The sequence below is a fragment of the Cellulomonas chitinilytica genome, assembly GCF_016862675.1.
Taxonomy (GTDB): domain Bacteria; phylum Actinomycetota; class Actinomycetes; order Actinomycetales; family Cellulomonadaceae; genus Cellulomonas; species Cellulomonas chitinilytica.
In genome coordinates this window covers 1-21959 of sequence record NZ_BONK01000003.1, presented here as the reverse complement: position 1 = coordinate 21959, position 21959 = coordinate 1, and the positions used below count along the sequence as shown (strand labels likewise).

Below are 21959 nucleotides of genomic sequence, written 5' to 3'. Positions count from 1 at the left end.
GTCACACCCACAGCCCCAGCGGCCCGACGACCCGGTCCCCCACGCAGACCATCCACTGCGGCCCGTCGTCCAGCGCGAGCCACAGGCGCATGGTGACGACCTTCGTGACCTCGTCGACCCGGAAGCCGCCCGCAGCATGGCCGCTGTGCACCTCGGCGAGGACGACAGGGCTGTCGACCTCCGGGCCGCGGGGGCCGAGACGGACGCGTTCGTGGACCTGCAGGTCGACGGCCGCGACCTCGACGCCGCCCAGCCGGGCCGCCGCCCCGTCGACCGCGTCGAACCGTCGACGCAGAGGCGTCGCCCTGACGAGCTCCACGTCCGCGGTCGGCTCTGACGGACGCCGGCGGAGCGCGCGGACGACGAGCACGAGGCAGACGGCCGCAGCGACGTACGGCAGCCACGGGAGGGAGAGACCGAACGCCGCCGGGTAGCCAGTGAGCTCCACGACCGCGGCGACCGCGCACAGCGTGATCACCCAGCGTGCCCTGCGGAGCCTGCGCCGACCCACCTCGGCGCAGCGGCGCCACACGCGCCGCCACTGTCGTGCGTCCAGGGCCGGGAGCTCGGCGCCGCCGAACCGCCGGAGCGCCCGTCGGTGCCGGCGCAGCACGAGCGGCTTGACCGCGGCGACGAGCGACGACATCAGGCTGGGCACGGCGAGGCAGGCTCCCAGCACCGCGGCCGTCCACCGTTGCCCCATGCCGTTGAGGGCGTAGATCGTCGCGGCCACCGGGGCGGTCAGCAGCGCGACCTGCAGGCTCCAGTAGAAGAGGTACGTCTGGGCGTGCGGCCGCCGACGGTAGAACGCGAGCGCGTACTCCTCGCTGCCTCCGTCCCAGGCTTCCTTGAAGACCGTTGCCTGGACGTGCAGCCATCGGGCGAACCCGGCCACGTCCTCACCCCCCTTCCCGCACGAGCGGGCGCCGGCACCGTCCGGTGCCGGAGGCGCTCCTGAGCTCGGGAGCACCATGAGCGGGCGATCAGGAGCCGGCACTCCCCCGCGGACGGTCAGCCCATCCGCGGGCAGCGGCCTTCGCCTTCGCCCGGTCCCGGACCTCGGGACGCCTCTAGGAGTCGGAGTCGGCGACGCGCGGATCTGATACGCGCCGCGCCGAGGCCCGTGGCCTCAGGTCTGCTCCTGCTGGCTGGGCTTGGTGCCCGCGATCCGCAGGTTGCCCAGCTTCGACAGCGCGTCGAACCAGAACGGTGCGCCGAAGCTCACCGCGATCCCGGTCACGACCCACCCCAGGAGCTTCAGCCCGAACGCAAGGGCCGTGTTCGGCGGCGAGAACGCGGTCGTGAGGCACCCCGCCCACCCGTCCTGCTTCGACAAGCACTCCTTCTGCCACAGGATCGGCAGTCCCGCCTTCGCGAGCTCGTCGAGCTTCTTGTCGACGCACTCGGCCGTCTTGTCGCCCTCGTCCCGGCACACGGTGCCGTTCCCCGCCGCAGCGACGACCGCCGTGCGGACAGGCTGGTCCACCCAGAGGGTGTGGCCCACCTGCATCGTGTCGACGTTCGCGAAGACGGCGACGGCGAAGCCGATGACGAACAGCAGCCCGACCGACCAGCGCTTGTACCAGCCGCTGATCCTGCCCATCTGCCCGTCGTACCACTCCTCGATCGACGTCCTCAGCCTCGTGACGCCCCCCTGAGCCTGATTGAGCAGGGCCAGGAGACTTGCACGCGCCGGGAAGTGCTGCGGGAGGTTCGTGACGCCCTCACGAAGGAGGCGCAGGACGTCGGCGTCCTGCGCGGACTCCGGGAGCTGGTGATCGATCCACGTGATCGCCGCGTCCCTCGCGCCGGTCCCCGTGTGCGCGGTCATCGCGGCGGAGAAGCCATCCAGCCGGCCCTGGACGAACTCGGCGGTCGCCTTCAGGTCGCGCAGCGCGCGCAGGCAGACCTCCTTCGGTCCGGACCCGGAGTCGCTCACCGCCTTGCGTACTCGCTTGATGCTCGCCCCGAACGCGTCGTCCGAGGACCCCTGAGGGACGAGCGCCAGCACCGCCTCCTTGGTGGGGTCGACGAGGGCGTCGACGGCGGCGATCGTGTTGCCGAGCTCGGTCGCCTGTGCGGTCGTCAGGGGTCTGACGCCGTCCACGAGCGCGACGACGTCGTTCGCGGACGCGGTCGCCGGCAGCGCGGACACCTGGGTGCGCAGCGCACGGAGCGGCTCGGCACCCTCGTCGCCGGGCATGAGCGTGTCGATCAGGGCGCGCGCGAACGTCGACGCCGGGACGTACTGCGGGTTGCGGACGGCCGAGCGTCCCAGGCCGTGCAGCTGGCGGGTCTGGAGCGACCGCATCATCGGATGGCTGAACAGCCGCAGCGTCACAGGTGACTCGTCCTGCGAGCCGCTGTCGGGGTTCTCCTTCACCAGCTTGACGACCTGCCTCGTCGTCGCGTTGCTCACGTCGGCGGCGGGCTTGTCGAGCATCGCGCTGAGACCCGCCAGCAGGTAGTGCGCTCGTCGCTGCATGAACGTCGAGATCGTCTCGACGACCACGGAGGCCAGCAGGGACACGAGCGCGAAGATGAAGACGACCCCGATCAGCGTGTCGAGCACCTGGGACCACATACGTCTGGCTCCTCTCGACCCCCGAGATCGTGTCACCACGATCTCGGGGGTGTTCCGACCGGAACAAGCACTCTCGTGTGCCCCATCGGGCACCTTCGGTCAGGTCGGGATGTACGGCGGCAGGTCGTCCTCCGGGCGGCGGCCCGTCGCATTCGCCTTGGCGGCGAGCCGGCGGTAGGCGGCCCGCACCGGGATGCCCTTTTGCTCCGCGACGGCGGCGACCCTGCCCGTGAGCTTGGCGGCGGCGAACGACGTCCCGCTCCACGCGGCCCAGCCCTCGAACGGGGGCGGCTCGGTCGGCGCCTGCTGCGCGCCGTCGGCGGCCGGCCCGGACTCGGTGCCGGCTGGCTCGACCTCGGGCGGCGGTACACGGACGGCGCCGGTGAAGTACGTGCTGACGACGGGGTCACCCACCGTCACGACGTCGATCCACGCCGCCCTCGGCGGCGTGAACGGCGAGAGCCCGAGCTTGCTGCCCTTCCCGTCCTTGGTCACCGAGCCGACGGCGACGACGTCGTCGAGCGCGGCCGGCCACGCGGGCCTGCGGTTGACCTCATCAGGCCCGGGTTCCCGGCCGCCGTGGTTCCCGGCGCAGGCGATGACCAGCACGTGGGGCGGGAGCCGGTCGATCGCGGTCGAGAGGACCAGCGGAGGTCGTCCGTCCTCGGTGTAGCAGACGAGCGACAGGTTGAGGATGTCCACGCCGGCGCTGCCCAGCTCGACGATCGCGTTCGCGACCTCCCACGACGTGGCGGTGCCCGCCCCGGAGAGGACCTTGCGGACCCGGACGACGGCCCCCGGAGCGTCCTTCAGGATCAGCCCGGTGACGAACGTCGCGTGACCCTGCGCGTAGTCGTACGGCCCGTCCTCGACGACGAAGTCCTCGGGCGACGCGGCGATGTAGCCGCCGGCGAGCACCTGGTGCGGGAACAGGGCGGTGTCGAGGACGCCGATCGTGATCCCCTTGCCCGCCTGCCCCGAGCGACCCGGGTTCCAGGCCTTCGCCTTCGTGGGGTTGGGTCCGCCGCCGTAGGAGATGCTCCCGCCGCCGTCGGTGACGACCCCCACGGTCCGGTTCTTGCCCATCGTCGGCGTCCAGTGTGCGTGGCCGTCGTCGAAGACGAAGCGGAGGCGGGCCAGCACGACGTCGTCGAGCCCCTCGGTCCGGCCGGGCTCGGCCGGGAGCCTCGGGAGGCCGACCAGGGTGGGGACCTCGTCAGGGTCGAGCGTGACGAGCGTCAGCCCGAGCGGCTCGCTGGGCTCCGCGTTCACCACGTGGAGTCCGTCGTTCTCCAGGGCTGTCATCACGAGCGGCGCATGCTCGAGCGCGACGACGATCTCGGTCGGCTCGGTCTCGGTACTGGGATCGCTCAGGTGCACGAAGTCATTCATGTCGTCCCCACCTCGGTTGTTCGGCCACCATGACAGGGGGACAATTCGGGCGAAAAATACGTGCAGGTCGACTGGGGTGGGCGACATGGCGGCGGCGACGCGCACGGCGGTCCGCGCGGACGTGCGGAGCGCATCCGCCGCGGGCCGCGGGGACGACCTTCGGGCTCGCGCCGAAGAGGCGCTCCGCCTCGCGGGAGTCGACCCGGGTGCTGCGACACCGCTCGCGTCCCACGTGGCGGAGCAGGCTCGCCTGGCCCGCGACTGGGCGACGGTCTGCGTCGCCGAGCGGGCCGCGGGCGTCGCCGCGATGCAGCAGTCCCGCCTGGACGTCGCCGTCGAGCGGCTGCGAGCCGCCGTCGCGGCCGGGCGGCGTGCCGGCGAGCCGACCCGCACCGGCGAGGCGCGCATGAGCCTCGCCGGCGCCCTCCTGCTGACCGGGCACCCGGGCCGGTCCCTGCGCGAGATCGACCAGGCGTGCGCCGAGCTGTCGGGGCTGGCGGCAGCCAGGGCCCGCGTGCAGCGTGCGGCGATCCTGCAGGACATGGGTCGGCTGGACGCGGCGCTGGACGACCTGCGGCACGCGCTCCGGGTCATCCGTCGAGCCGGTGACGCCCAGTGGGCGACGCGCGCGCTGTCCAACCGGGGCCTGCTGCTGGTGTCGAGGCGGGAGCTCGTCGCCGCCCGGCGCGACCTCACGGAAGCCGCCGCACTGTGCGAGGCGCACGGCCTCGCGGTCGCGGGAGCCCTCGTCGAGCACAACCTGGCCTGGGTCGACGCGCAGGCCGGGGACGTCCCCTCGGCCCTCGACCACCTCGACCGCACCACAGTCCTCTTCGAGGCACTGGGCCTCCCCCTCGGCTCGGTCCTCACCGACCACGCCGAGCTCCTGCTGTCGGTCCGGCTCGTCGACGAGGCGCGTGAGCTCGCCGAGGCGGCCGTCGCCGCCAACACGCGCGACGGTCGCGAGCGCCACCTCCCCGAGTCGCGGCTGCTGCTGTCCACCGTCGCGCTCGTGCAGAGCGACCTGGACGCCGCGCTGGACGCCGCCCTGACGGCTCGCCGGGAGTTCGTGCACCTCCAGCGCCGCGAGTGGGCGACGCTCGCGGACTTCGCCTCCCTCCAGGCGCTCACGGCCGCCGACCGGCCGGTCACGTCGGCGCGGTGCCGCCGGGTGGCCGACGCGCTCGAGCACGCGGGATGGATCGTCCCGGCGCTGGAGGCGAGGCTGCTGGCCGGTCGGGTCGAGATGTCGGCGGGGCGGACGACCGCAGCGCGGCGCGACTTCGCCCGCGCCGGGCGCGCACGTCACACCGGACCGGCGGACGCCCGTGCCCGGGCCTGGCTCGGCGAGGCCCTGCTCCGCGAGGCGGAGGGTCGCCGTCCTGCCGCCCTGTCGGCGCTGCGCGCGGGCCTGCGGGTGCTCGAGGACCACCGCGCGACCATGGGCGCCACGGAGCTGCGCGCCCACGTCTCGACCCACCGGGGCGAGATCGCGGGCACCGGCCTCCGGATGGCCCTGGAGGCCCGCGACCCGCGGTCCGCGCTCGGCTGGAGCGAGTGGACGAAGGCCACGGCGACGCTGCGGCGCGACGCGCGGCCGTCGAGCGACCCGGTGCTCGCCCAGCTGCTCGCGGACCTGCGCTCGACGACGGAGTCGATCGGTGAGGACCGCGAGGCCGGTCAGCCGACCGGAACCCTCGTCGCGCGGCAGGTGGCGCTCGAGCGCCGCATCCGGGACCACTGCCGGCACGCCTCCGGCGGCGACGCGACGGTGCGGCCACCGACCGTCGAGGCGCTCGCCGGGCTCCTCGGCGACCACGCGCTCGTCGCCTATCTCGAGGTCGCAGGGCACATGCACGCGGTCACCGTCGTCGACGGCCGCCCGCGCCTGCACCACCTCGGGCCGGCGGAGCGGATCCGGCACAGCGTCGAGCGCGCGTCGTTCGCGCTGCGACGGATGGCCCGTGGCGATGCCCGGCCCGCCAGCGTCGAGGCCGCCGGGGCACTGCTCGCGCAGTCGTGCGCCGCGATCGGCGCGGACGTGCTCGCCCCGCTCGCGACGGCGGTCGGCGACCGACCTCTCGTCGTCGTCCCCGTCGGCTGGCTCCAGTCCGTGCCCTGGTCCGCGCTGCCGGAATGCGCGGACCGTCCCGTCAGCGTCAGCCCGTCGGCGACGCACTGGCACGCGGCCGCGAGCCGGCCCGCCTCCACCGGCGGTCGCCGGGCCGTCGTCGCCGGACCAGGGCTGGACGGAGCACTCGCCGAGGCCCGGGACATCGCCTCGCTGCACCCCACCGCCGCGCTGCTGGTCGGCGAGGACGCGACCGCCGACGCAGTGTCGCGGGCGATGGACGGCGCCGCGCTCGTCCACGTCGCGGGCCACGGCCGTCTGCGCGCCGACAACCCGCAGTTCTCGGCGCTGATGCTCACCGACGGACCGTTCACCGTCTACGACCTCGAGCGCATCGCGACCGCGCCGCGCCACGTCGTCCTCGCGGCCTGCGAGACCGCGACGACAGCCGTCGTGGCCGGCGGGGAGATCATGGGGCTGTCCGCCGCGCTGCTCGCCGGCGGCACCGCGACGCTCGTCGCGCCGGTCATGGCGATCCCCGACATCGCCACCGCGTCGCTCATGGCCTCGTACCACCGCGAGCTCGTCGGCGGCCACCCGCCCGCCTCCGCGCTCCGCCGCGCGCAGAGCCGCACCGCGTCTGCGGACCCGGCCGCCGCGGCTGTCGCGGCGAGCTTCGTCCAGGTGGGGTACGGCGGCCCGGAGAACTGACCCGGCCGGCGACGTATCACGCCCGGCCGGCGCGACTCTGCCTGGTGTGTGGCGCGGATGCATGCTCGTCGCCGTCGGCGCGCCCGATGCGCGTGAGGACCGCAGGGGTGCACCTCTGCGGTGCGGCAGAGGCCGCTACCCTCGATGACGGACGACGAGGGACAGGTGAGTGGCCATGACGACGTCGGGACGGTCGGACGACGACCTCCTCCTGGCCGCCCTCGGCGAGGCGCTGGACGCGAACCGGCCCAGCGACGCCCTGCTGGCGGCCGGCAAGGAGGCGTTCGACTGGCGTGACGCCGACGGCGAGCTGGCCCGGCTGACGTACGACTCCCTGCTCGACTCCGGCGCGGTGCTCGCCCGCCGGGCGGCCGGCTCGTCCGCCCGCAGCCTCTCGTTCGACTCCCCCACCCTGACGCTCGAGGTCGAGGTCGGCCCGTCGCACGTCGCCGGGCAGGTCGTCCCGTCGCAGGCCGCACAGGTCGTCCTGCAGACCACGGCGCACGACGACCGGGAGACGGCCGTCGACGCAGACGGCTACTTCACGATCGCTCGCGGCGCGCACGGTCCGTCCGCGGGCGACGAGCTCGTCCGCATCCGGTGCTCCACGGCGACCGGGACCGTCGTCACGGACTGGGTGCGGATCTGACCACCGCGTCGTCGCCGAGCATCGCGGCGACGGCGGGATGCTCACGGAGGTGCTGCAGCGCCCGGGCCCTGGTCGGGCCGATGCTGCCGACCGGGATGCCCAGCCGGCGGCCGATCTCGGCGTAGGGCACCGGCGGGTCGTGCAGCAGGAGGAGCAGCAGGTCGCGGTGCCTCGTCGAGAGCTCCGCGAACGCGACGAGCAGCGCCTCGTGGCGCGAGGCCGCCGTGACGCCGTCGACGACCGCCGCGTCCAGCGCCTCCTCGGCCTCCGCGGGCCGGTCCCGCGCCGGGTCGAGGGGGTCGAACGGCTCGGTCCGCCGTCGTAGGCGCAACGTGCGCAGGCACTCGTGGCGCGCGGTCGTCGCGATCCACCCCGCGATCGCGGCCGGGTCGTGGATGTCGTCCAGGTGCTCCACGAGACGCATCCAGAGCGTCTGGGCCATGTCCTCCGCGTCCGCACCCGCGAGGTGGTGCCGGCGCGCGACCGCGAGCACCAGGGGCATGAAGCGCTCGACCAGCGCGTCCCAGGCGTGCCGGTCGCCGGCGCGGGCGCGAAGCACGAGGTCGGACGCGGTGAGGTCCTCCCGGTCCATCGTCGACCTCCGGGCTGCTCACGGTGACCAGACCGCCGAAGCGGAGACTCACGGCTGACGGTACGCCAGGACGGTCCCCCAGGTCAGCGCCCCGCGGCACCCGGCGTCGAGCCGTCGGCGTGGGCCTGCGGCCGCACGCGGCCCCGTATCAGACGCCCACCCGCCTCATCCGGATGGTGACCGCACTCCCGCTCCCCCAGAGAGGCACTCCCCATGTCCAGCGATCTCGACGTCGGCAGACCGACCAACGGCACGAGCACCGAGGAGATGCTCGAGCACGTCTCCGCACTCCCCGCACCCGTCGACGGAACCGCCGGCGGCACCGCGGCACCGGAGGCGGCCGGCTTCCCGGCCCCCTTCCCGGCTCCCTTCCCCGTCCCCTTCCCGTGGCTGGTGGTCAGGTCCGGCGTCTACCAGGTCGACCCGCGCCCACCGGTGGTGACCTTCCCGGAGCCGCCCGTCGGCACGCCGTTCCCCCCGCCGCCGCTGCCGACGAACCCGCCGATCCCGCCCCTCCCGCCGAACCCGCCGGACCCTCCGCCGTGGTTCGGCACCGCGGCGGCCGAGGTCCCCCACCCGCTGCCCGTGCTCGGCACCGAGGAGCTCCGCGTCGACATCGACGGCGCCAACCCCACGATGACCATGAGCGGCACGATCACGCGCTTCTTCTCCTCTCTGACCTGGCTGGCACGGGTGACCCTCGACTCCACGACCGGGGCCTGGGTCGGAGAGATCACCTACCAGGACGGGGCGACGAACCTCCGGCCGTACAGCTGGGTGTCCGTCACCCTGACCGGTCACCCGTTCCTGCCGGCCGGGCAGCGCGCCAGCGCGACGTTCTCCAGCCTGGGCCGGCGGCCCGTGACCGTGGACTACACGTGGGCGAGCGCCACGTTCCGCAACGTGACGCTCGAGGTGGACACGGTCGACGGCGCCCTGTCGACGGCGACGTTCAACCCGTGGAGCCACCCGGTCCACTCCCCGAAGGCGCCCAACCAGGCGCTCACGCTCGAGGGCGCGTACGCGCGGGCCGGGATCTCGGTGACCCGGACCGCGGGTGACTCGGTGATCCCGCTCGTGGACGCCGGCGCCGGCGGCACCTGGTCCAACCTCGAGCTGCACGACGCGATGGAGGCGCACTGGTCGCAGTGGGTCGACGCGCCGCAGTGGGCGACCTGGCTGCTGTTCGCCGGGATCTCCGACGACGGCTGGGGGCTCGGCGGCCGGATGTTCGACTCGTCGGGCACGGTCCAGCGCCAGGGTGCCGCCGTGTTCACCGTCGGGACGTTCATCGCCGACGCGCCGGCCAGCGACCCGGACCCGGCGGCCTGGCGGGAGCGGATGCGGTTCTGGACGGCCGCGCACGAGCTCGGTCACACGTTCAACCTGCTGCACTCGTGGCAGAAGGACCTCGGCGCCCCCTGGGTGCCCCTGACCGCGAGCGACACGGCCCTGAGCTGGATGAACTACCCCTTCCGGTTCCCGACGGGCTCGGACGACTTCTTCACCCAGTTCACCTGGAACTTCGACCCGGACGAGCTGCTGTTCCTGCGGCACGCCCCGGAGCGGATGGTGAAGATGGGCGGCTCGACCTTCGCGACCGACCACGGCTTCGAGCAGGACGCGTACGAGCGGCTCCGGGCGGCCGTCACCGGCCCGCTCCGGATCGACCTGCGCGTCCACCGGTCGCCGCGCTTCGAGTTCCTCGAGCCGGTCGTCGCCGAGATCCGGCTCAAGAACGTCTCGACGACCGCAGTCGTCGTCGACCGCAGCGTCCTCGACGAGGAGAACCTCACGATCGTCGTCGCGAAGGACGGTGGTGAAGCGCGTCAGCGTGTGCCGTTCATGCGGTCGTCGACCGCGCCCGAACCGGTCGTCCTGCAACCCGGCGAGGCGCTCTACAGCTCCATCCTGCTCTCCGCAGGGTCACGGGACTGGCTGATCAGCGAACCGGGCACCTACCACGCGGTCGTCGTGGCGGACACCGGCGCCGGCGGCGCGGCGCTCAGTGCCCCGCTCCACCTCACCGTCGCGGCGCCGACCGACCCGGACGCGGAGCGGCTGGCCGGCGACGTGTTCACACGGCCGGTGGCGCACACCGTCGCGTTCGGCGGTTCCCGCGTGCTGCACGGGGCGAACCAGACCCTCCAGGACGTGGCCGACAGCCTCCCGGGGTCGCGCGCCGCGCTGCACGCGAACGCCGTGCTCGCGGGTCCTCTGGTCCGCGCCGGGAAGGTCCTGACCCCGGCCGTCGACGGGCCCCGACGCTTCGACGTCGTGGCCCCGCAGGTCGAGGCCGGTGCGAGCCACCTCCGGTCCGCGCTGGCGGACGTCGACGTCGCCGCCGACTCGCTCGGCCACATCGAGGTCGTCCGCAAGACGAAGGTCCTCGCCGACGCGCTCGGCACCGAGGACGCGGTGGACGAGCGGACCGACGCCCTCAACCGGACGGCCGACGTCCTCGACCGCCGCGGGGTGCTGCCCCGGGTCGTCGACGACCTGCGCCGGTACTGAGCAGCGCAGGCACCACACCGGGGCCCGCCCGTCGAGGGCGGGCCCCGGTGTGGTGGGGACGCTCGGTCAGGTGCCCGATGTCGCGTGAGGGTCGGCGTCAGGCGTCTCCTCCGGGTCGACGCCGTGGTCGGTGCTGAGGTCAGGGCCGCCCAGCCCTGCGAGGTCCTCGAGGACGCTGATGACTTCATCCTCCTCGTCCGGAACCTCGCCGACCGTCTCGAGCTCCGGGGCGTCGCCGTCCGCGAGGTGCGGGTATTTCTCGAGCAGGAACCGGCGCCGGTACGCGACGTGCGCGGCGTCGGTGACCTGCTCGAGCGTGGCCCAGTTGAACCCGCCGCTGATCAGGATGCCCACGACCGGCACCAGCTTCCCCAGCCCTTGCTTCGTCGTCCGGACGACGAATCGCGCGAGCACCTGCTTGTAGAGACGAGCGAGCAGCGACGAGTCCAGCAGCTTCTTCCACGTCGCTCCACGCACCAGCTGCTGGGTCAGTCGTGACACGTCCGCCATCGCCGCGAGCTTGGCACCACCCGAGAGGGCGGTGCCGGCGTTCACGACGGACAGGATGAAGAGCTTCTCGGCCGGGTCCTCGGGGTCGTACCCGTAGGCGAGCGCCTGCTGGCCCACCGCACGAGACATGAGGCCCATCACCGTGGCGACGTCGAGCGCCATCGCCCCGACGATCGCCGTGCCTCCGGGCGCCGAGGCAGCTCCCCCGGACGCCGTCACGACGATCTCGCCGCCCGTGATGACGAACGACGTCACGACCCCGGAGGCCGCCGCGGTCCCCGGGTACGTGAAGCGCGTCGTGCGGGGGCGGACCTTGTCGATGAGGGCGAGGTCGAGGGTGCGCAGGTCCGCGAGGGTCTCGACGTCGTGGCCGACCTTCCGATGCTTCTCGACGACCTTCTCCGGCGACAGTCCGGCGCGCGACGGACGCGACCATGCGCTCCAGCGAGGCCGTGGCCGATCGGCCCCACCCCGCGGCCTTGTCGGGGAGCGCGTCCGGCACGACGCCTCCGACGGCGTGAGCGGCGCTCCCGATCGCGTCCGAGGCGCGCTTGAGATTCGGGTGCCCGTCGACGAGATGCTCGAGCTGCCGTCCGGCGGCGCGGGCGCCCTCGCCGACGGTGCGAGCGCCCTTGACCGTGACGTCGCTGAACGCGCGGACGCCGCGCGTCATGGGCCTCGACTTGAACCGTTGGAGATCGGTCCACGCCTGCGACTCGTACTTCGATGGCTCCGGCACGAGGTCACCGTAGGGGACCGCTTCGTCGGCAGGCGGGTGAACCTGCGGCAGCGACCGTGCCCTGGGAGCTCGGCTACGGCTGGTAGCAGATGTCGTCGATCCAGAGCTCCTGCCCGCCGATGGCGAACTGCCCCAGGCCGAACGCCTGGTCCGGCATGGTCCCGGTCAGCTCCAGGACGCCCATGTCGTTGCCGAACCCGCCGGTGGGCACGCTCACGGTGACGCCGCCCATCGTCTTGCCGTTCAGCGACGCGAGGTCGGCGACGTTCGCCGTGACGCCGTCGACCGACAGGTTGACGTTGCCCCCGTACTCGCCGAACCGGATGCGCGCGGCGTGCATGACCTGGCCGAAGCCGATGCTCACGGACAGGACGATGTTGTTGACGCGGATCTCGGTGCCGCTGCCGCCTGCCCGTCCCCCGGCCTCGGTGGTCGCCTGGCCCGCCGTCGTGGTGACCCCGCTGGCCCAGGCGAAGGGGTGTGCGGCGATGTCCATGAGCGGCGGCTGGAAGCTGTTGACCGGTGGCAGCCCGTTGACGACCGTCAGTCCGACCGGGAGCGAGTCCAGCGACTCGCAGACGAAGGCCGGGATCGGCCGTGGAGGGATGGGGCGCGGCCACGGCCGGCTGCCGATGCACGGGACGAGGGTCACACCGACCGAGCAGACGGCCAGCGCCGTGGTCACGAGATGCCGCTTCATCGGTCCTTCTCCTTCACTCACGCCTCGGTCGCCCGGGCTCGGTCGTCCGACCTCGAAGGGACGGAGTCGGCGACGCGCCGCCGTGATACGTGAGCCTCGCAAGCACCAGGGACACAGCAGCCCCGCCGGAGCGGGAGCGCTGCGTCCCTGGTGGTGCCGTCGTTACCGGGTGATCGTGAACGACGCCGTCATGGTGGCGGCGGACGAGTCTCCGCCGTACACCTCGATCGTCCCCGGCTCCACGACGAACCTGCCGCGGTTGTCGTAGAAGCCGAAGTCGCTCTTGTCGAGGGTGAACGTCACCGTCGTCGACGCACCGGGCTCCAGCGACACCCGCTCGAAGCCGCGCAGCCGGCGCACCGGCTGGGACAGGCTCGCGACGGGGTCGTGGATGTACAGCTGCGCGACGTCGTCACCGGCGCGGTCGCCCGTGTTCGTCACCACCATCGAGACCGTGACGCTGCCGTTGCGGCCGACGCTCGTGCGGCTCAGGGTCAGGTCGGAGACGTCGAACGACGTGTAGCTGAGGCCGTAGCCGAACGCGTAGAGCGGGTCGCAGGTGGGCAGGTCGCGGTAGCGCGCGTTCCACTTGAACGTCGCGTCGCACGGCCGGCCTGCCGGCTCGTGGTTGTAGTAGTACGGCACCGTGCCGACGCCGCGCGGGAACGAGACGGGGAGCTTGCCGCCCGGGTTGACCTTGCCGTACAGCACGTCGGCGACCGCGTTGCCGCCCTCGGTGCCGGGGAACCAGGCCTCGAGGATCGCCGCCGGCTCGTCCACCACGGCCGTCAGGTCGAGCGGGTGGCCGTTGAGCAGCACGACGACCACCGGCTTGCCCGTGGCCACGACCGCGTTCAGCAGGTCCTCCTGGTGGCCCGGGAGGTCGAGCTGGCTGCGGCTGTTGGACTCGCCGCTCATGAAGCCGCTCTCGCCGAGGGCGAGCACGACCTGGTCGGCGCTGTTCGCCGCCGCGACGGCGTCCTGGATCGTCGTCCCGTCGACGCCGGGGCCTGCGCACACCTCGTCGTCGGCGGTGATCGGCGGGACGGCGTTGTTCGGCGGGTCGAAGTTGTGCGCCAGGTTGCATGCCGCGGTGTAGGTGACCGGGGCCGAGCTGGCCGCGGTCAGCCCGTCGAGGAGGCTGACGAACTTCGGGGCCAGGTCGTCGGAGCCGCGTCCCGACCACGGGCCGAGCATCTCGTCGACCGTCTGGCCGAACGGCCCGATCAGCGCCGTCGACCTCGTGGCGTCGAGCGGCAGAGCCCCGCCGTCGTTCTTGAGCAGCACCATCGACCGACCGGCGGCCCACCGGCTCTTCGCCAGGTCGGCCGGCTGGCCGTAGCTCGCGGGGTCGCTCGCGGTCCCGACGTCGACGTACGGGTGGTCGAACAGCCCGGCACGGAACTTGACGCGCAGGATCCGCCGTACCGCGTCGTCGAGGCGCGACATCGTGATCCGTCCGTCCGCGAGCAGCTCCTGGCCGTAGTCGCGGAGGTTGGTGCTGACCATCTCCGAGTCGGTCCCGGCCATCAGGGCGGCCGCGCCGGCGTCGGGGCCGTCGGCGGCGACGCCGTGGCCGCAGGGGCCGCTGTCCGGCTTCACCGGCGGGCAGGCGCGCAGCTCGGCGACGGCGGTGTAGTCGCTCTCGACGAAGCCGTCGAAGCCCCACTCCTTCTTCAGGATCTCGGTCTCGGTGTACTCGTTGGCACACCCGGGGACGCCGTTGATCGCGTTGAAGGAGCACATGACCGTGTCCGCTCCGGCGTCGATCGCGGCCTTGAACGGCGGCAGGTACAGGTTGCGCAGCCGGGACTCGGACAGGTCGGTGGTGTTGTAGTCACGGCCGCCCTCGGGCTGCCCGTACGCGACGTAGTGCTTGACGCTCGCGACGACCTTGTCGGGAGCGCTGTAGTCGGTGCCCTGCGTGCCCTCGACGCGCGCGGCCGACATCACCGACCCCAGGTACGGGTCCTCCCCCGCGCCCTCGACGATGCGGCCCCACCGGGGTTCGTGCGAGACGTCGACCATCGGGCTGTAGATCTGCTTGAGCCCCTGGATCGCGGACTCCTTCGCGCCGACGACGGCGTCGGCCTGCGCGACCGCGGGGTCGAAGGAGCTCGCCGCACCGAGCGGCACGGGGAAGATCGTGCGGTAGCCGTGGATGGTGTCGTAGGCGAACAGGATCGGGATGTGCAGCCGCGACTGCTCGACCGCGACGTGCTGGAAGTGGTTGATCGCCACCGGGTCGACGAGGCTGAAGACCGAGCCCACGCCCGCCTCGGCGTCGGCGTCGGTGATCTGGCCGTCGGACAGGAGCTGCACCTGCTGCAGCTTCTCCTGCGTCGTCATCCGGGAGAGCAGACGGTCGACCTTCCGCTCGATCGTCCTGCCGGCGTGGTCCCGCGTGCGTGCCGACGCCGGATCATCGTCGGACCCGCCGGCCGCGACAGCGCTTCCTCCCGCCATGAACGCGAGTGCGAAGGCCGCGCTGATCGCGGCAGTCCTTCGTCCGAGCCTTGCCATGGGGAACACCTCCGAGAACTCGATGTGATCACCGGACACTCCACGGCCGTCCCACCACGAACGGTGCGACGCCGTCGCTCGTCGGGCCCCGCGGGCAGCCCACCTGGCGCCCGTCGACGCCCTTCCGCGGGACGAGGGCGCCAGGGCGGTCGGTCATGCGGGCGAGGCGCGGAGCCACCTGCTCGTCGCTGAACGGCACGCTCCTGCGCCTGGACTCGACCGGTCGCCGATCGAACCCCGGGGTCCATCGACACGATCCACCCACCCGGGCAGGCCCGCATCACCAGGCCGGGACGACCGCATGCGCTGCGGCCGAGCCGGCGCTCTCAGGCGACGTAGGCGAGCAGCACCGGCTGTTCGACGCCGGACCACGTACCCGTGAGGGTCGACTCATGGTCGGCGGGCGACGCATCTGCATCGAGACGTCGGCGGACGACGATACGGAGATCTCCGCAGGTCATGACGGTCGCCGCTCCGTCCGACGACGCGACGACACCGTCGAGCGGCGGCACCTCGCTCGCACCGGTGGCGCTGCCGGTGACGCGGACGGTGGGTTCGCGGGGAGCGTCGGCGCCCTCGACGTGCTCGGCCGCCTGGACGACACCCGCCAGCAGCACAGACGCGAGCACGTCCGCGTAGACGGGGTCGCCGGTCGCGTCGTAGATCCAGCGTCGACCGAGCACCGAGTGCTCCATGGTGCAGATGAGGAACGGCTCCGCTCCGGCCAGCGGTGCACCCCGGTACGTCAGCGGGGCGTGCAGCAGCTGCCCGCCGGCAGCCGCCAGGACATGCGTCTCGATGCCGACCTCACCGTCCGGGTCGTCGAACCGGTACGCACCCACCAGCTCGACCTCCGTCGCACCCCACGGCTGAGCGGGCACCCAGCCGCCGAGGAGCTCGGCCTTCGTCGGACTGATGGTGGCGCGGTGGATCAGAGCCATGGGCCGACCGTACCGGGTGCCGTCCTCGAGCCTCGGCGCGGCAGGAACCCGGTCCTCACCAGCCGCGGACGCTCTCCACGACGAGCTCAGGCACGAGGTGGTCGTCGTCGCCGACCGACCGGTCCGGGAAGTCGAACACCGCGAGCATCATCTGCAGCGGGTAGGCAGGCGGCTGCGGGCAGCGGCGCACGAGGGCGTCGTCGACGCTGAGCTCGACGGTGTCCACGGTCCACGACGCGCCGAACGTGTGCGGCTCGGCGACGTCGATCCGGAGGCGCGACGCCGCGAAGTCCTCAGGCACGTCGGGGTCCCGGAACGCGTGCAACCCCATCCCGACGCCCGCTGACCGCCCGGGCTCCACCGCGTCCCCGAACACCTCGAACAGGCACAGCTCCGCGCACTCGTGCGGCTCGACCTCCCGCCCCACCAGCCAGCAGGCCGCCATCGACCGTGGCGACACGGTCATGCGCGCCCGCACCTCGATGCGGCCGGGCCCCGGCGTCCAGCCCCAGAACTCGTCCTGCTGCTCCCGCACGGCGAGGCCGTCGCGGTACGGCTGCTGCCCGCGTGTCCCCCCGACGGGCCCCGACCAGGAGCCAGACTGGATGCCGCTCACCCGCGTGGCGGGCCGGTGGTCGGGCCAGCACCACGCCGGGGCACCGGGGTCGATCCGCAGATGCAGCGCAGAGTCGCGCACCGCGTACGTCGCCGCCGTCTCGGCTCGCGAGCTCCACGCCGGCAGGTAGTGCGGCAGCCACACGGCGCGGTCGAGCTCGTCGCCGTCGAAGTCGTCGAGGAAGAGGCCGGCGCCGTGCTCCACCCGTCCAGGGTGGCATCGGACGGGGCCTCGGCGCGAGGTCGCGGGCGCCCGGGTCGTCAACGCCCCAGCAGCACGTCCACGACGGCGGGCCGGTCGAGATGGCGCGCCCAGTCCAGGGGTGTCGCACCGAACCGGGAGTCGCGGAGCGACGGGTCCGCGCCGAGGTCCAGGAGCAGCTCGACGAGCGGGACGTCCCCGGCCCCGGCCGCGGCGTGCAGCGCGGTCTCCCACGGCTGCTCGACGGGGGCGTCGTGCCGCCCGAAGGCGTTCACGTCGAAACCCAGCTCCACGAGCAGCGCGACCGCGTCACGCCGGCTCCGCGCCGCTGCCCAGACGACGAGCCCCGGTCGGGCGCGGCGTGCCTCGGCCAGCACGGCGTCGCCCAGCGCGGACGCCCGGTCGCGGTCTGCCGTCATCGCCGCCGCGACGAACGCGTCGACAGGGTCCAGGTCGGTCGACGGGGTGCCGCGCGAGACGAGGTAGTCGGCGATCTCACGCTCGCCACTGAGCATCGCGAGGCCCCACGGCGTGCGCCCACGAGCGACGCCGTCCCGGGAAGCAGAGCCCGCCGCCGGCCACGCGCCGCCGTCCAGGGGTGAGTCGACGTCCACGCCGTGCTCGGCGAGGAGCCGGACCCGGTCGACCTGGCCGTGCTCGACCGCCCAGTGCAGGAGGTCGCGCAGCAGCTGCCGGGGCGGGTCGACGACCTCGGGCCCGAGCCGGCGCCGCCACACCCCGCCGTCGCCCTGGCCGAGGCCGTGCTCGAAGAGCAGCACGAGATGGTCGTCGTCGGTGCCGAACATGCGGTTGTACAGCGTCTGGCCGTCGTTGGGCTCCGCGCCGTGGTCCAGGAGGAGCCGGGCGAGCGCGATCGAGTCGGGATGGCGCGGCTGGCGGACCGGTCCGCCCTCGCCCTCGCCGAACACGCCGGTGAGCAGCGTGAACGGGGTGGGCAGGCCTTCCCAGAGGTACCCCTCGTCCGGGTCCGCGCCCGCGTCGAGCAGCAGCCGGGCGGTGCCCACGGGGTCGCCACCGCCGACCCTCGAGTACGCCAGGTAGGCGAGCGGGCGCCACCGGTGCGGGCCGCCAGGCCGCCTCGCCAGGCCCGCGTCCCGGGCGAGCAGCCGCGCCACGGCGTCCGCCCGAGCCGCCGCGGCAGCAGCCCAGATGTCGTCGACGAGGTCGGGACTCGCGTCGAGCAGCGCCCGCGCGGCGGCCCATCGGTCGGGACCGTCGGCGGCGGAGTACGTCAGGCAGGCGAGCCGGCAGAACCGCGCGGCCACGTCGGCGTCGGGCGTGTCCGGGTCGACCGGCGACCAGCCGTGCTCGGCGACGGCGTCGAGGTAGTGGCGCAGGCGTGGCCAGCTCGGGAAGCCGTGCTCGCGCGCGACCGTGAGCTGTGCGGCGTTGAGCGGGAAAGAAGCAAGGTCGTCCGGCGGGTTCGGGTGGTGCCGGGCGATCCGGGCGGCGGCCACGGGGTCGCCCGCGACGGCGGCGCGCTGCAGGGCGCGGGCCTGTCGACGGAGGTGTCCCAGGTTCGGGTTCGCAGGCAGTGCGACGGTCGCCACAGCGACCTCCTCTCGTCGCCCGGTGTCCGCGTCGTCGGGCCGAAAGGAGGTGGAGGCCAGTGTGCCGTGCCGCACGTGCCCAGGTGGGCTGTGCCCTGCCCGCGGACCGGTCGGCTGCCTGGGAGCCGCGCCCCAGCCTAGCCAGCGGCGCTCGCCGGGTCACCACCCGGCACCGACCAGGCGCGGGGTGGCCACGGCGCACCTGGGTCGGTGCGCCGTGGCCGGAACCCGCAGGGACGAGGCTGCGTCGTTCGTGGGACGGTCCTTCGGTCGCCGGTCAGTCCTGGTTCACCGTCTCGCAGGCGACCAGGTCCGCCTCGACCGTCGGGAACGGCACCCGGCACGAGTCGGTGCCGAGGTTGCCCTGCGCGGTGTCGATCGCGCCGTCCGCGACCGGCGCCCCGAACAGCTGGTTGCTGGCCAGCAGGTCGTCGCCCGGGCCGCCGTCGATCACGTCCTTGCCGAGCAGACCTTCGATCACGTCGTCGCCGAGGTTGCCCGACAGCAGGTTGTTCGCCGAGCTGCCGAACAGGACGTCGTCGCCGTGCCCGCCGAAGACGTCCTCCACGGTCGTGGTGACGAAGTCGCCCTCCTGGCTGGACGACGTGCCGAGCGCCCGCAGCCCGTCGTCGGCGTGGAGATCGATCGAGACGACCAGCCGCGCGTAGGGGTCGTGCCCGGTGTCGAGGTACGCCACGGCGTCGTGCGCACCCGAGCCGCCGTCGAAGTGGTCGGCGCCGAGCCCCCCGCGCATGGTGTCGTCCTGCGCTCCCCCGCGCAGGATGTCGTCGTTCGGTCCCGCCCGCAGGTCGTCGTCGCCCGCGCCGCCTTCGAGGACGTCGACCAGCCCGTCCTGCTGGCTGAGCTCGGTGGACAGCGTGTCGTTCCCGTCGTTGCCGCGCAGCGTGTCCCGGCCGAAGGAGTCGTCGAGGTTGTCCGACCCCGTCCCTCCTTCCAGGACGTCGTTGCCCGGGCCGCCGTCGGCCCGCATGCCGATCGCGGTGGAGTTGCGGATCACGTCGTCCCCGCCGCCGCCGACGACCCGGAACGACTTCGGTGTCCCGTTGGGGCTCGAGGGCACCTGGCAGCTGACCTCGAACACCCCCTTGGCGGTGGGCAGGCAGCCTGTGCCGGCCGTGATCGGTGCACTGTCGGCGATCACGTACCGGCCGCCGACCAGGTTCACCGTGATGGTGTTCGGTGCGCCGAGGCCGGTGTAGACGAGACCGGTCGCGGTGACGGCGACGGTGGCGTTCGGCGTCGACGAGACCGCGTCCGGCGTGGGTACGGCCGCGCCGGCCGGGGTGAGGTGACCGGCACCGGCGACGAGCGGCACCGCGGCGGCCAGTCCGAGCACCGCGGTGCGCACACGGGTCCGGGCGAGGTTCGTGCGTGTTCCAGACATGAGTGGTTCCTCCGAGGTCGGGTTCCCGGGATACCCGGGGCGCCGACGTGCGTGCCGGCGCATCGAGGAGGAACCGCGGCGACCCGCGTCCGTCCGCCGGTTGCGCAGAACTGCGCAACCGGCGACGGGCCGTCCATGGTCACGACGCGTGCCTCGAGGCGCAGCGGGACGCGTCCGGATCGTGGGCGTTGTGCATCAGGGACGACGCCCGGCGGTCCTCCTCGTCATGGAGGTCAGCCGCGCGCCGACGAGCGCAGACCTGCGCCGACTGCTCGTCTGGGCCGGCGAGCTGCTCGAGCTGAGCGAGGACGGTGCGATCACCACGACGCTGCTGCGTGGTGCGGCCGAGGTGGTCGGCAGCGACACCGCGACCGTGACCCACGTCGACGTGCGGACCCGCCAGGAGGTCGCCGTCCTGTGGCCGCAGGCCAGGGCGGTGATCTCCAAGGTCGGTGCCTACGCCGAGCTGGGCCACACGCACCCGCTGCGCCCGCCGGCGCTCACCGCGACCGCCGAGCGCGGCCGGGTCCTGCCGGTGCGGATCAGCGACGTGCTCACCCGGCCGGCCTGGCGTCGCTCCGCACTGCACGTCGACGCCATGCCCGACATCGCCGACCAGATCACGCTTCCGCTGTTCCGCCGGGACGGTGTGCTGCACGCGCTCACCCTCGGCCGGCACTCCGGCACGTTCACCGACCGCCAGCGTGACCTGCTGGCCGAGGCGGGTGCCCACGTCCGTGCCGCCCTGGCCCGCGTCCATGCGGCCAGGACCGGTCTGGGCGGCGTCGGCCTGCAGCTCGCTCCGCACCCCCGATGGGTACCGCTCGGCGTGGCACCGGGCGTCCCGGCCGATCCTGGCGGCGGCACCGGGCGGTCGCGGGCTCCTGGGCGCCCGGCCGCGGCGCTGTCGGCACGGGAACGCGAGGTGCTCGAGCTGGTGGCCGAAGGGCTCACCGACGCCCAGGTCGCCCGACGGCTAGGGCTGCGCCCCGCCACGGTCTCGCGTCACCTGCACCGGCTGTACGGGCGCAACGGCGTGACGAACCGGGCCGCCGCCGTCCTGCTGCTGGGCGCGTCGTCCGGAACGCGAGGACGCGACGTCAGGTGACGCCTGACTGATCGCCGCGCCTCGGGCTCCCGGGCGCGAGCCCCGCGGTCCGTCGGTGAGCGCGTCGGCCGGCGCTACGGGTGTCGAAGCGGCGTCTGGACACGTGCCGGCCCCGGGACGCCACCTTCGTGCGGCGGCGTCGTGGGCGCCTTCGCGGCCGGTGCTCGTCCGAGCCCGGCCTCCCGCGCGCGCACGATCGCGTGCGCCCGGTCGGCGACCTGCAGCTTGGAGAGGATGTTGGAGATGTGGTTGCGCACGGTCTTGTCGCTCAGGTGGAGCTGACGGGCGAAGTCTCCGTTGCTGCCGGCGCGGGCGACCAGGTCGAGGACCTCCCGCTCCCGAGCCGTCAGCTGCGGGAACGGGACGGTGGTGGGTGCCGACCTCCCGCTGAAGAGGTCGAGCACCCGACGGGCCACCGCAGGCCCGAAGATCGCCTCTCCGCTGCCGACCGCGTGGATCGCCCGCACGTGTGGCCTCCACGCCGCTGATCCCCGGCATCTTCAGGTCCATGACGACGACGTCGGGCTGGAGCTCGAGAGCCAGCTCGGTCGCTGCCGTCCCGTCGGCGGCGTCGGCCACGACCTCCAGGCAGGTGTCGTCCTCCAGCGCGGCCCGCAGGCCGTCGCGGTACATCGGGTGATCGTCGACGATCAGCACCCGCAGCGGCTCGCTCATGTCGGGGCCTCCAGCGGGAGGGCGGCACGGACCTGCGTGCGTGGCACGCCACAGCGGCATGTGCCTGGACGTCGCGTACGCCCTGACCACGGCCGGCGCGCAGGTCGTGCAAGGCACGTGCTGGCACGGCCCGAACCAGCAGTGGCGGGTGGTCTCATAGCCCGTCCCGACCAGAGCGGTGGCGATCCCTTCACCTGACGAGCGTCGTCCCGGTGCAGGGGTTGCCACCGCTCCAGTCCGCCTGCTGCCGAGTGCCCCTTCGCCTGCCCGCAGGGACCTGTCCACAGCGAGGAACCGGGCCGTAGCGTCCCGATCCGGGGCGCCGTAGCTGCGGGCGGATCGACAGCGCTCCGGGTGAGGAGTGATCCATGCCTTGGACCGAGCTGGACAACAACCCCGCGACGGTCGACATCGTCGCTGACGGTGGCGCGCTCTACCAGCGCCACAACTCCGGTCT

17 protein-coding genes and 1 pseudogene are annotated in these 21959 nt (G+C 73.4%); 5 read left to right on the top strand and 13 right to left on the bottom strand.

What is annotated here, in order from left to right; translation table 11 throughout:
* Position 1: 1 nt before the first annotated feature.
* The 3 genes from Cch01nite_RS04730 to Cch01nite_RS04720 form a co-directional block, all read right to left on the bottom strand.
* Positions 2 to 895 (bottom strand): hypothetical protein, encoded by an 894-nt coding sequence (locus tag Cch01nite_RS04730; RefSeq protein ID WP_203749276.1) that lies wholly within the window; start codon positions 893 to 895, stop codon positions 2 to 4.
* A gap of 234 nt (positions 896 to 1129) precedes the next feature.
* Positions 1130 to 2584 (bottom strand): hypothetical protein, encoded by a 1455-nt coding sequence (locus Cch01nite_RS04725; protein WP_203749272.1) that lies wholly within the window; start codon positions 2582 to 2584, stop codon positions 1130 to 1132.
* A gap of 99 nt (positions 2585 to 2683) precedes the next feature.
* Positions 2684 to 3976: a S8 family peptidase gene (locus tag Cch01nite_RS04720; protein ID WP_203749270.1), complete on the bottom strand. Its 1293-nt coding sequence runs from the start codon at positions 3974 to 3976 to the stop codon at positions 2684 to 2686.
* Between the two features lie 85 nt (positions 3977 to 4061).
* Here Cch01nite_RS04720 and Cch01nite_RS04715 point away from each other — a divergent pair, with 85 nt between their 5' ends.
* Together Cch01nite_RS04715 and Cch01nite_RS04710 are read left to right on the top strand one after the other, a co-directional pair.
* Positions 4062 to 6758: a CHAT domain-containing protein gene (locus tag Cch01nite_RS04715; RefSeq protein WP_203749268.1), complete on the top strand. Its 2697-nt coding sequence runs from the start codon at positions 4062 to 4064 to the stop codon at positions 6756 to 6758.
* 175 nt (positions 6759 to 6933) lie between these two features.
* The gene (locus Cch01nite_RS04710; RefSeq protein ID WP_203749265.1) at positions 6934 to 7407 is read left to right on the top strand and encodes a hypothetical protein; all 474 of its coding nucleotides are present in this window, start codon (positions 6934 to 6936) and stop codon (positions 7405 to 7407) included.
* Here Cch01nite_RS04710 and Cch01nite_RS04705 read toward each other — a convergent pair.
* Positions 7385 to 7999: an RNA polymerase sigma factor gene (locus Cch01nite_RS04705; RefSeq protein WP_203749262.1), complete on the bottom strand. Its 615-nt coding sequence runs from the start codon at positions 7997 to 7999 to the stop codon at positions 7385 to 7387. The genes Cch01nite_RS04710 and Cch01nite_RS04705 overlap by 23 nt on opposite strands.
* A 213-nt stretch (positions 8000 to 8212) precedes the next feature.
* On the opposite strand from Cch01nite_RS04705, the gene Cch01nite_RS04700 reads away from it, so the two are divergent.
* The gene (locus Cch01nite_RS04700) at positions 8213 to 10513 is read left to right on the top strand and encodes a hypothetical protein (RefSeq protein ID WP_203749259.1); all 2301 of its coding nucleotides are present in this window, start codon (positions 8213 to 8215) and stop codon (positions 10511 to 10513) included.
* Between the two features lie 66 nt (positions 10514 to 10579).
* On the opposite strand, the gene Cch01nite_RS04695 is transcribed toward Cch01nite_RS04700, so the two are convergent.
* The 7 genes from Cch01nite_RS04695 to Cch01nite_RS04665 all read right to left on the bottom strand — a co-directional run bounded on the left by Cch01nite_RS04695 (position 10580) and on the right by Cch01nite_RS04665 (position 19719).
* Complete coding sequence (locus Cch01nite_RS04695; protein ID WP_239069899.1) at positions 10580 to 11278, bottom strand: EcsC family protein; 699 nt, start codon at positions 11276 to 11278, stop codon at positions 10580 to 10582.
* Positions 11279 to 11835: 557 nt separating this feature from the next.
* Positions 11836 to 12462, bottom strand: coding sequence for a hypothetical protein (locus Cch01nite_RS04690; RefSeq protein ID WP_203749256.1), 627 nt, complete (start codon positions 12460 to 12462; stop codon positions 11836 to 11838).
* Between the two features lie 162 nt (positions 12463 to 12624).
* The gene (gene bglX, locus Cch01nite_RS04685) at positions 12625 to 14928 is read right to left on the bottom strand and encodes a beta-glucosidase BglX (protein ID WP_275407173.1); all 2304 of its coding nucleotides are present in this window, start codon (positions 14926 to 14928) and stop codon (positions 12625 to 12627) included.
* Between the two features lie 383 nt (positions 14929 to 15311).
* Entirely contained in the window at positions 15312 to 15926 is a 615-nt protein-coding gene (locus Cch01nite_RS04680) for a CG0192-related protein (protein ID WP_203749250.1), read from the bottom strand.
* A 55-nt stretch (positions 15927 to 15981) separates the two neighbouring features.
* Positions 15982 to 16746: a glycoside hydrolase family 16 protein gene (locus Cch01nite_RS04675; protein WP_203749247.1), complete on the bottom strand. Its 765-nt coding sequence runs from the start codon at positions 16744 to 16746 to the stop codon at positions 15982 to 15984.
* A 56-nt stretch (positions 16747 to 16802) separates the two neighbouring features.
* Positions 16803 to 18314 carry an ankyrin repeat domain-containing protein gene (locus Cch01nite_RS04670; protein ID WP_203749244.1) on the bottom strand — a complete coding sequence of 504 codons (1512 nt, stop codon included), beginning with the start codon at positions 18312 to 18314 and terminating at the stop codon, positions 16803 to 16805.
* A gap of 277 nt (positions 18315 to 18591) precedes the next feature.
* Positions 18592 to 19719: a calcium-binding protein gene (locus tag Cch01nite_RS04665; RefSeq protein WP_203749239.1), complete on the bottom strand. Its 1128-nt coding sequence runs from the start codon at positions 19717 to 19719 to the stop codon at positions 18592 to 18594.
* A gap of 190 nt (positions 19720 to 19909) precedes the next feature.
* Here Cch01nite_RS04665 and Cch01nite_RS04660 point away from each other — a divergent pair, with 190 nt between their 5' ends.
* Positions 19910 to 20827: a helix-turn-helix transcriptional regulator gene (locus tag Cch01nite_RS04660; protein ID WP_203749236.1), complete on the top strand. Its 918-nt coding sequence runs from the start codon at positions 19910 to 19912 to the stop codon at positions 20825 to 20827.
* A 74-nt stretch (positions 20828 to 20901) separates the two neighbouring features.
* Here Cch01nite_RS04660 and Cch01nite_RS04655 read toward each other — a convergent pair whose 3' ends face one another.
* Together Cch01nite_RS04655 and Cch01nite_RS22670 are read right to left on the bottom strand one after the other, a co-directional pair.
* On the bottom strand, positions 20902 to 21294 hold the full coding sequence (locus tag Cch01nite_RS04655; RefSeq protein WP_239069897.1) for a helix-turn-helix domain-containing protein: 393 nt from the start codon (positions 21292 to 21294) through the stop codon (positions 20902 to 20904).
* A gap of 58 nt (positions 21295 to 21352) precedes the next feature.
* Positions 21353 to 21460 (bottom strand): annotated as a pseudogene (locus Cch01nite_RS22670) (hypothetical protein); the annotation flags it as partial.
* Positions 21461 to 21542: 82 nt separating this feature from the next.
* On the opposite strand from Cch01nite_RS22670, the gene Cch01nite_RS04650 reads away from it, so the two are divergent.
* Positions 21543 to 21662: an RICIN domain-containing protein gene (locus Cch01nite_RS04650; protein ID WP_203749233.1), complete on the top strand. Its 120-nt coding sequence runs from the start codon at positions 21543 to 21545 to the stop codon at positions 21660 to 21662.
* Positions 21663 to 21959 lie beyond the last annotated feature (297 nt).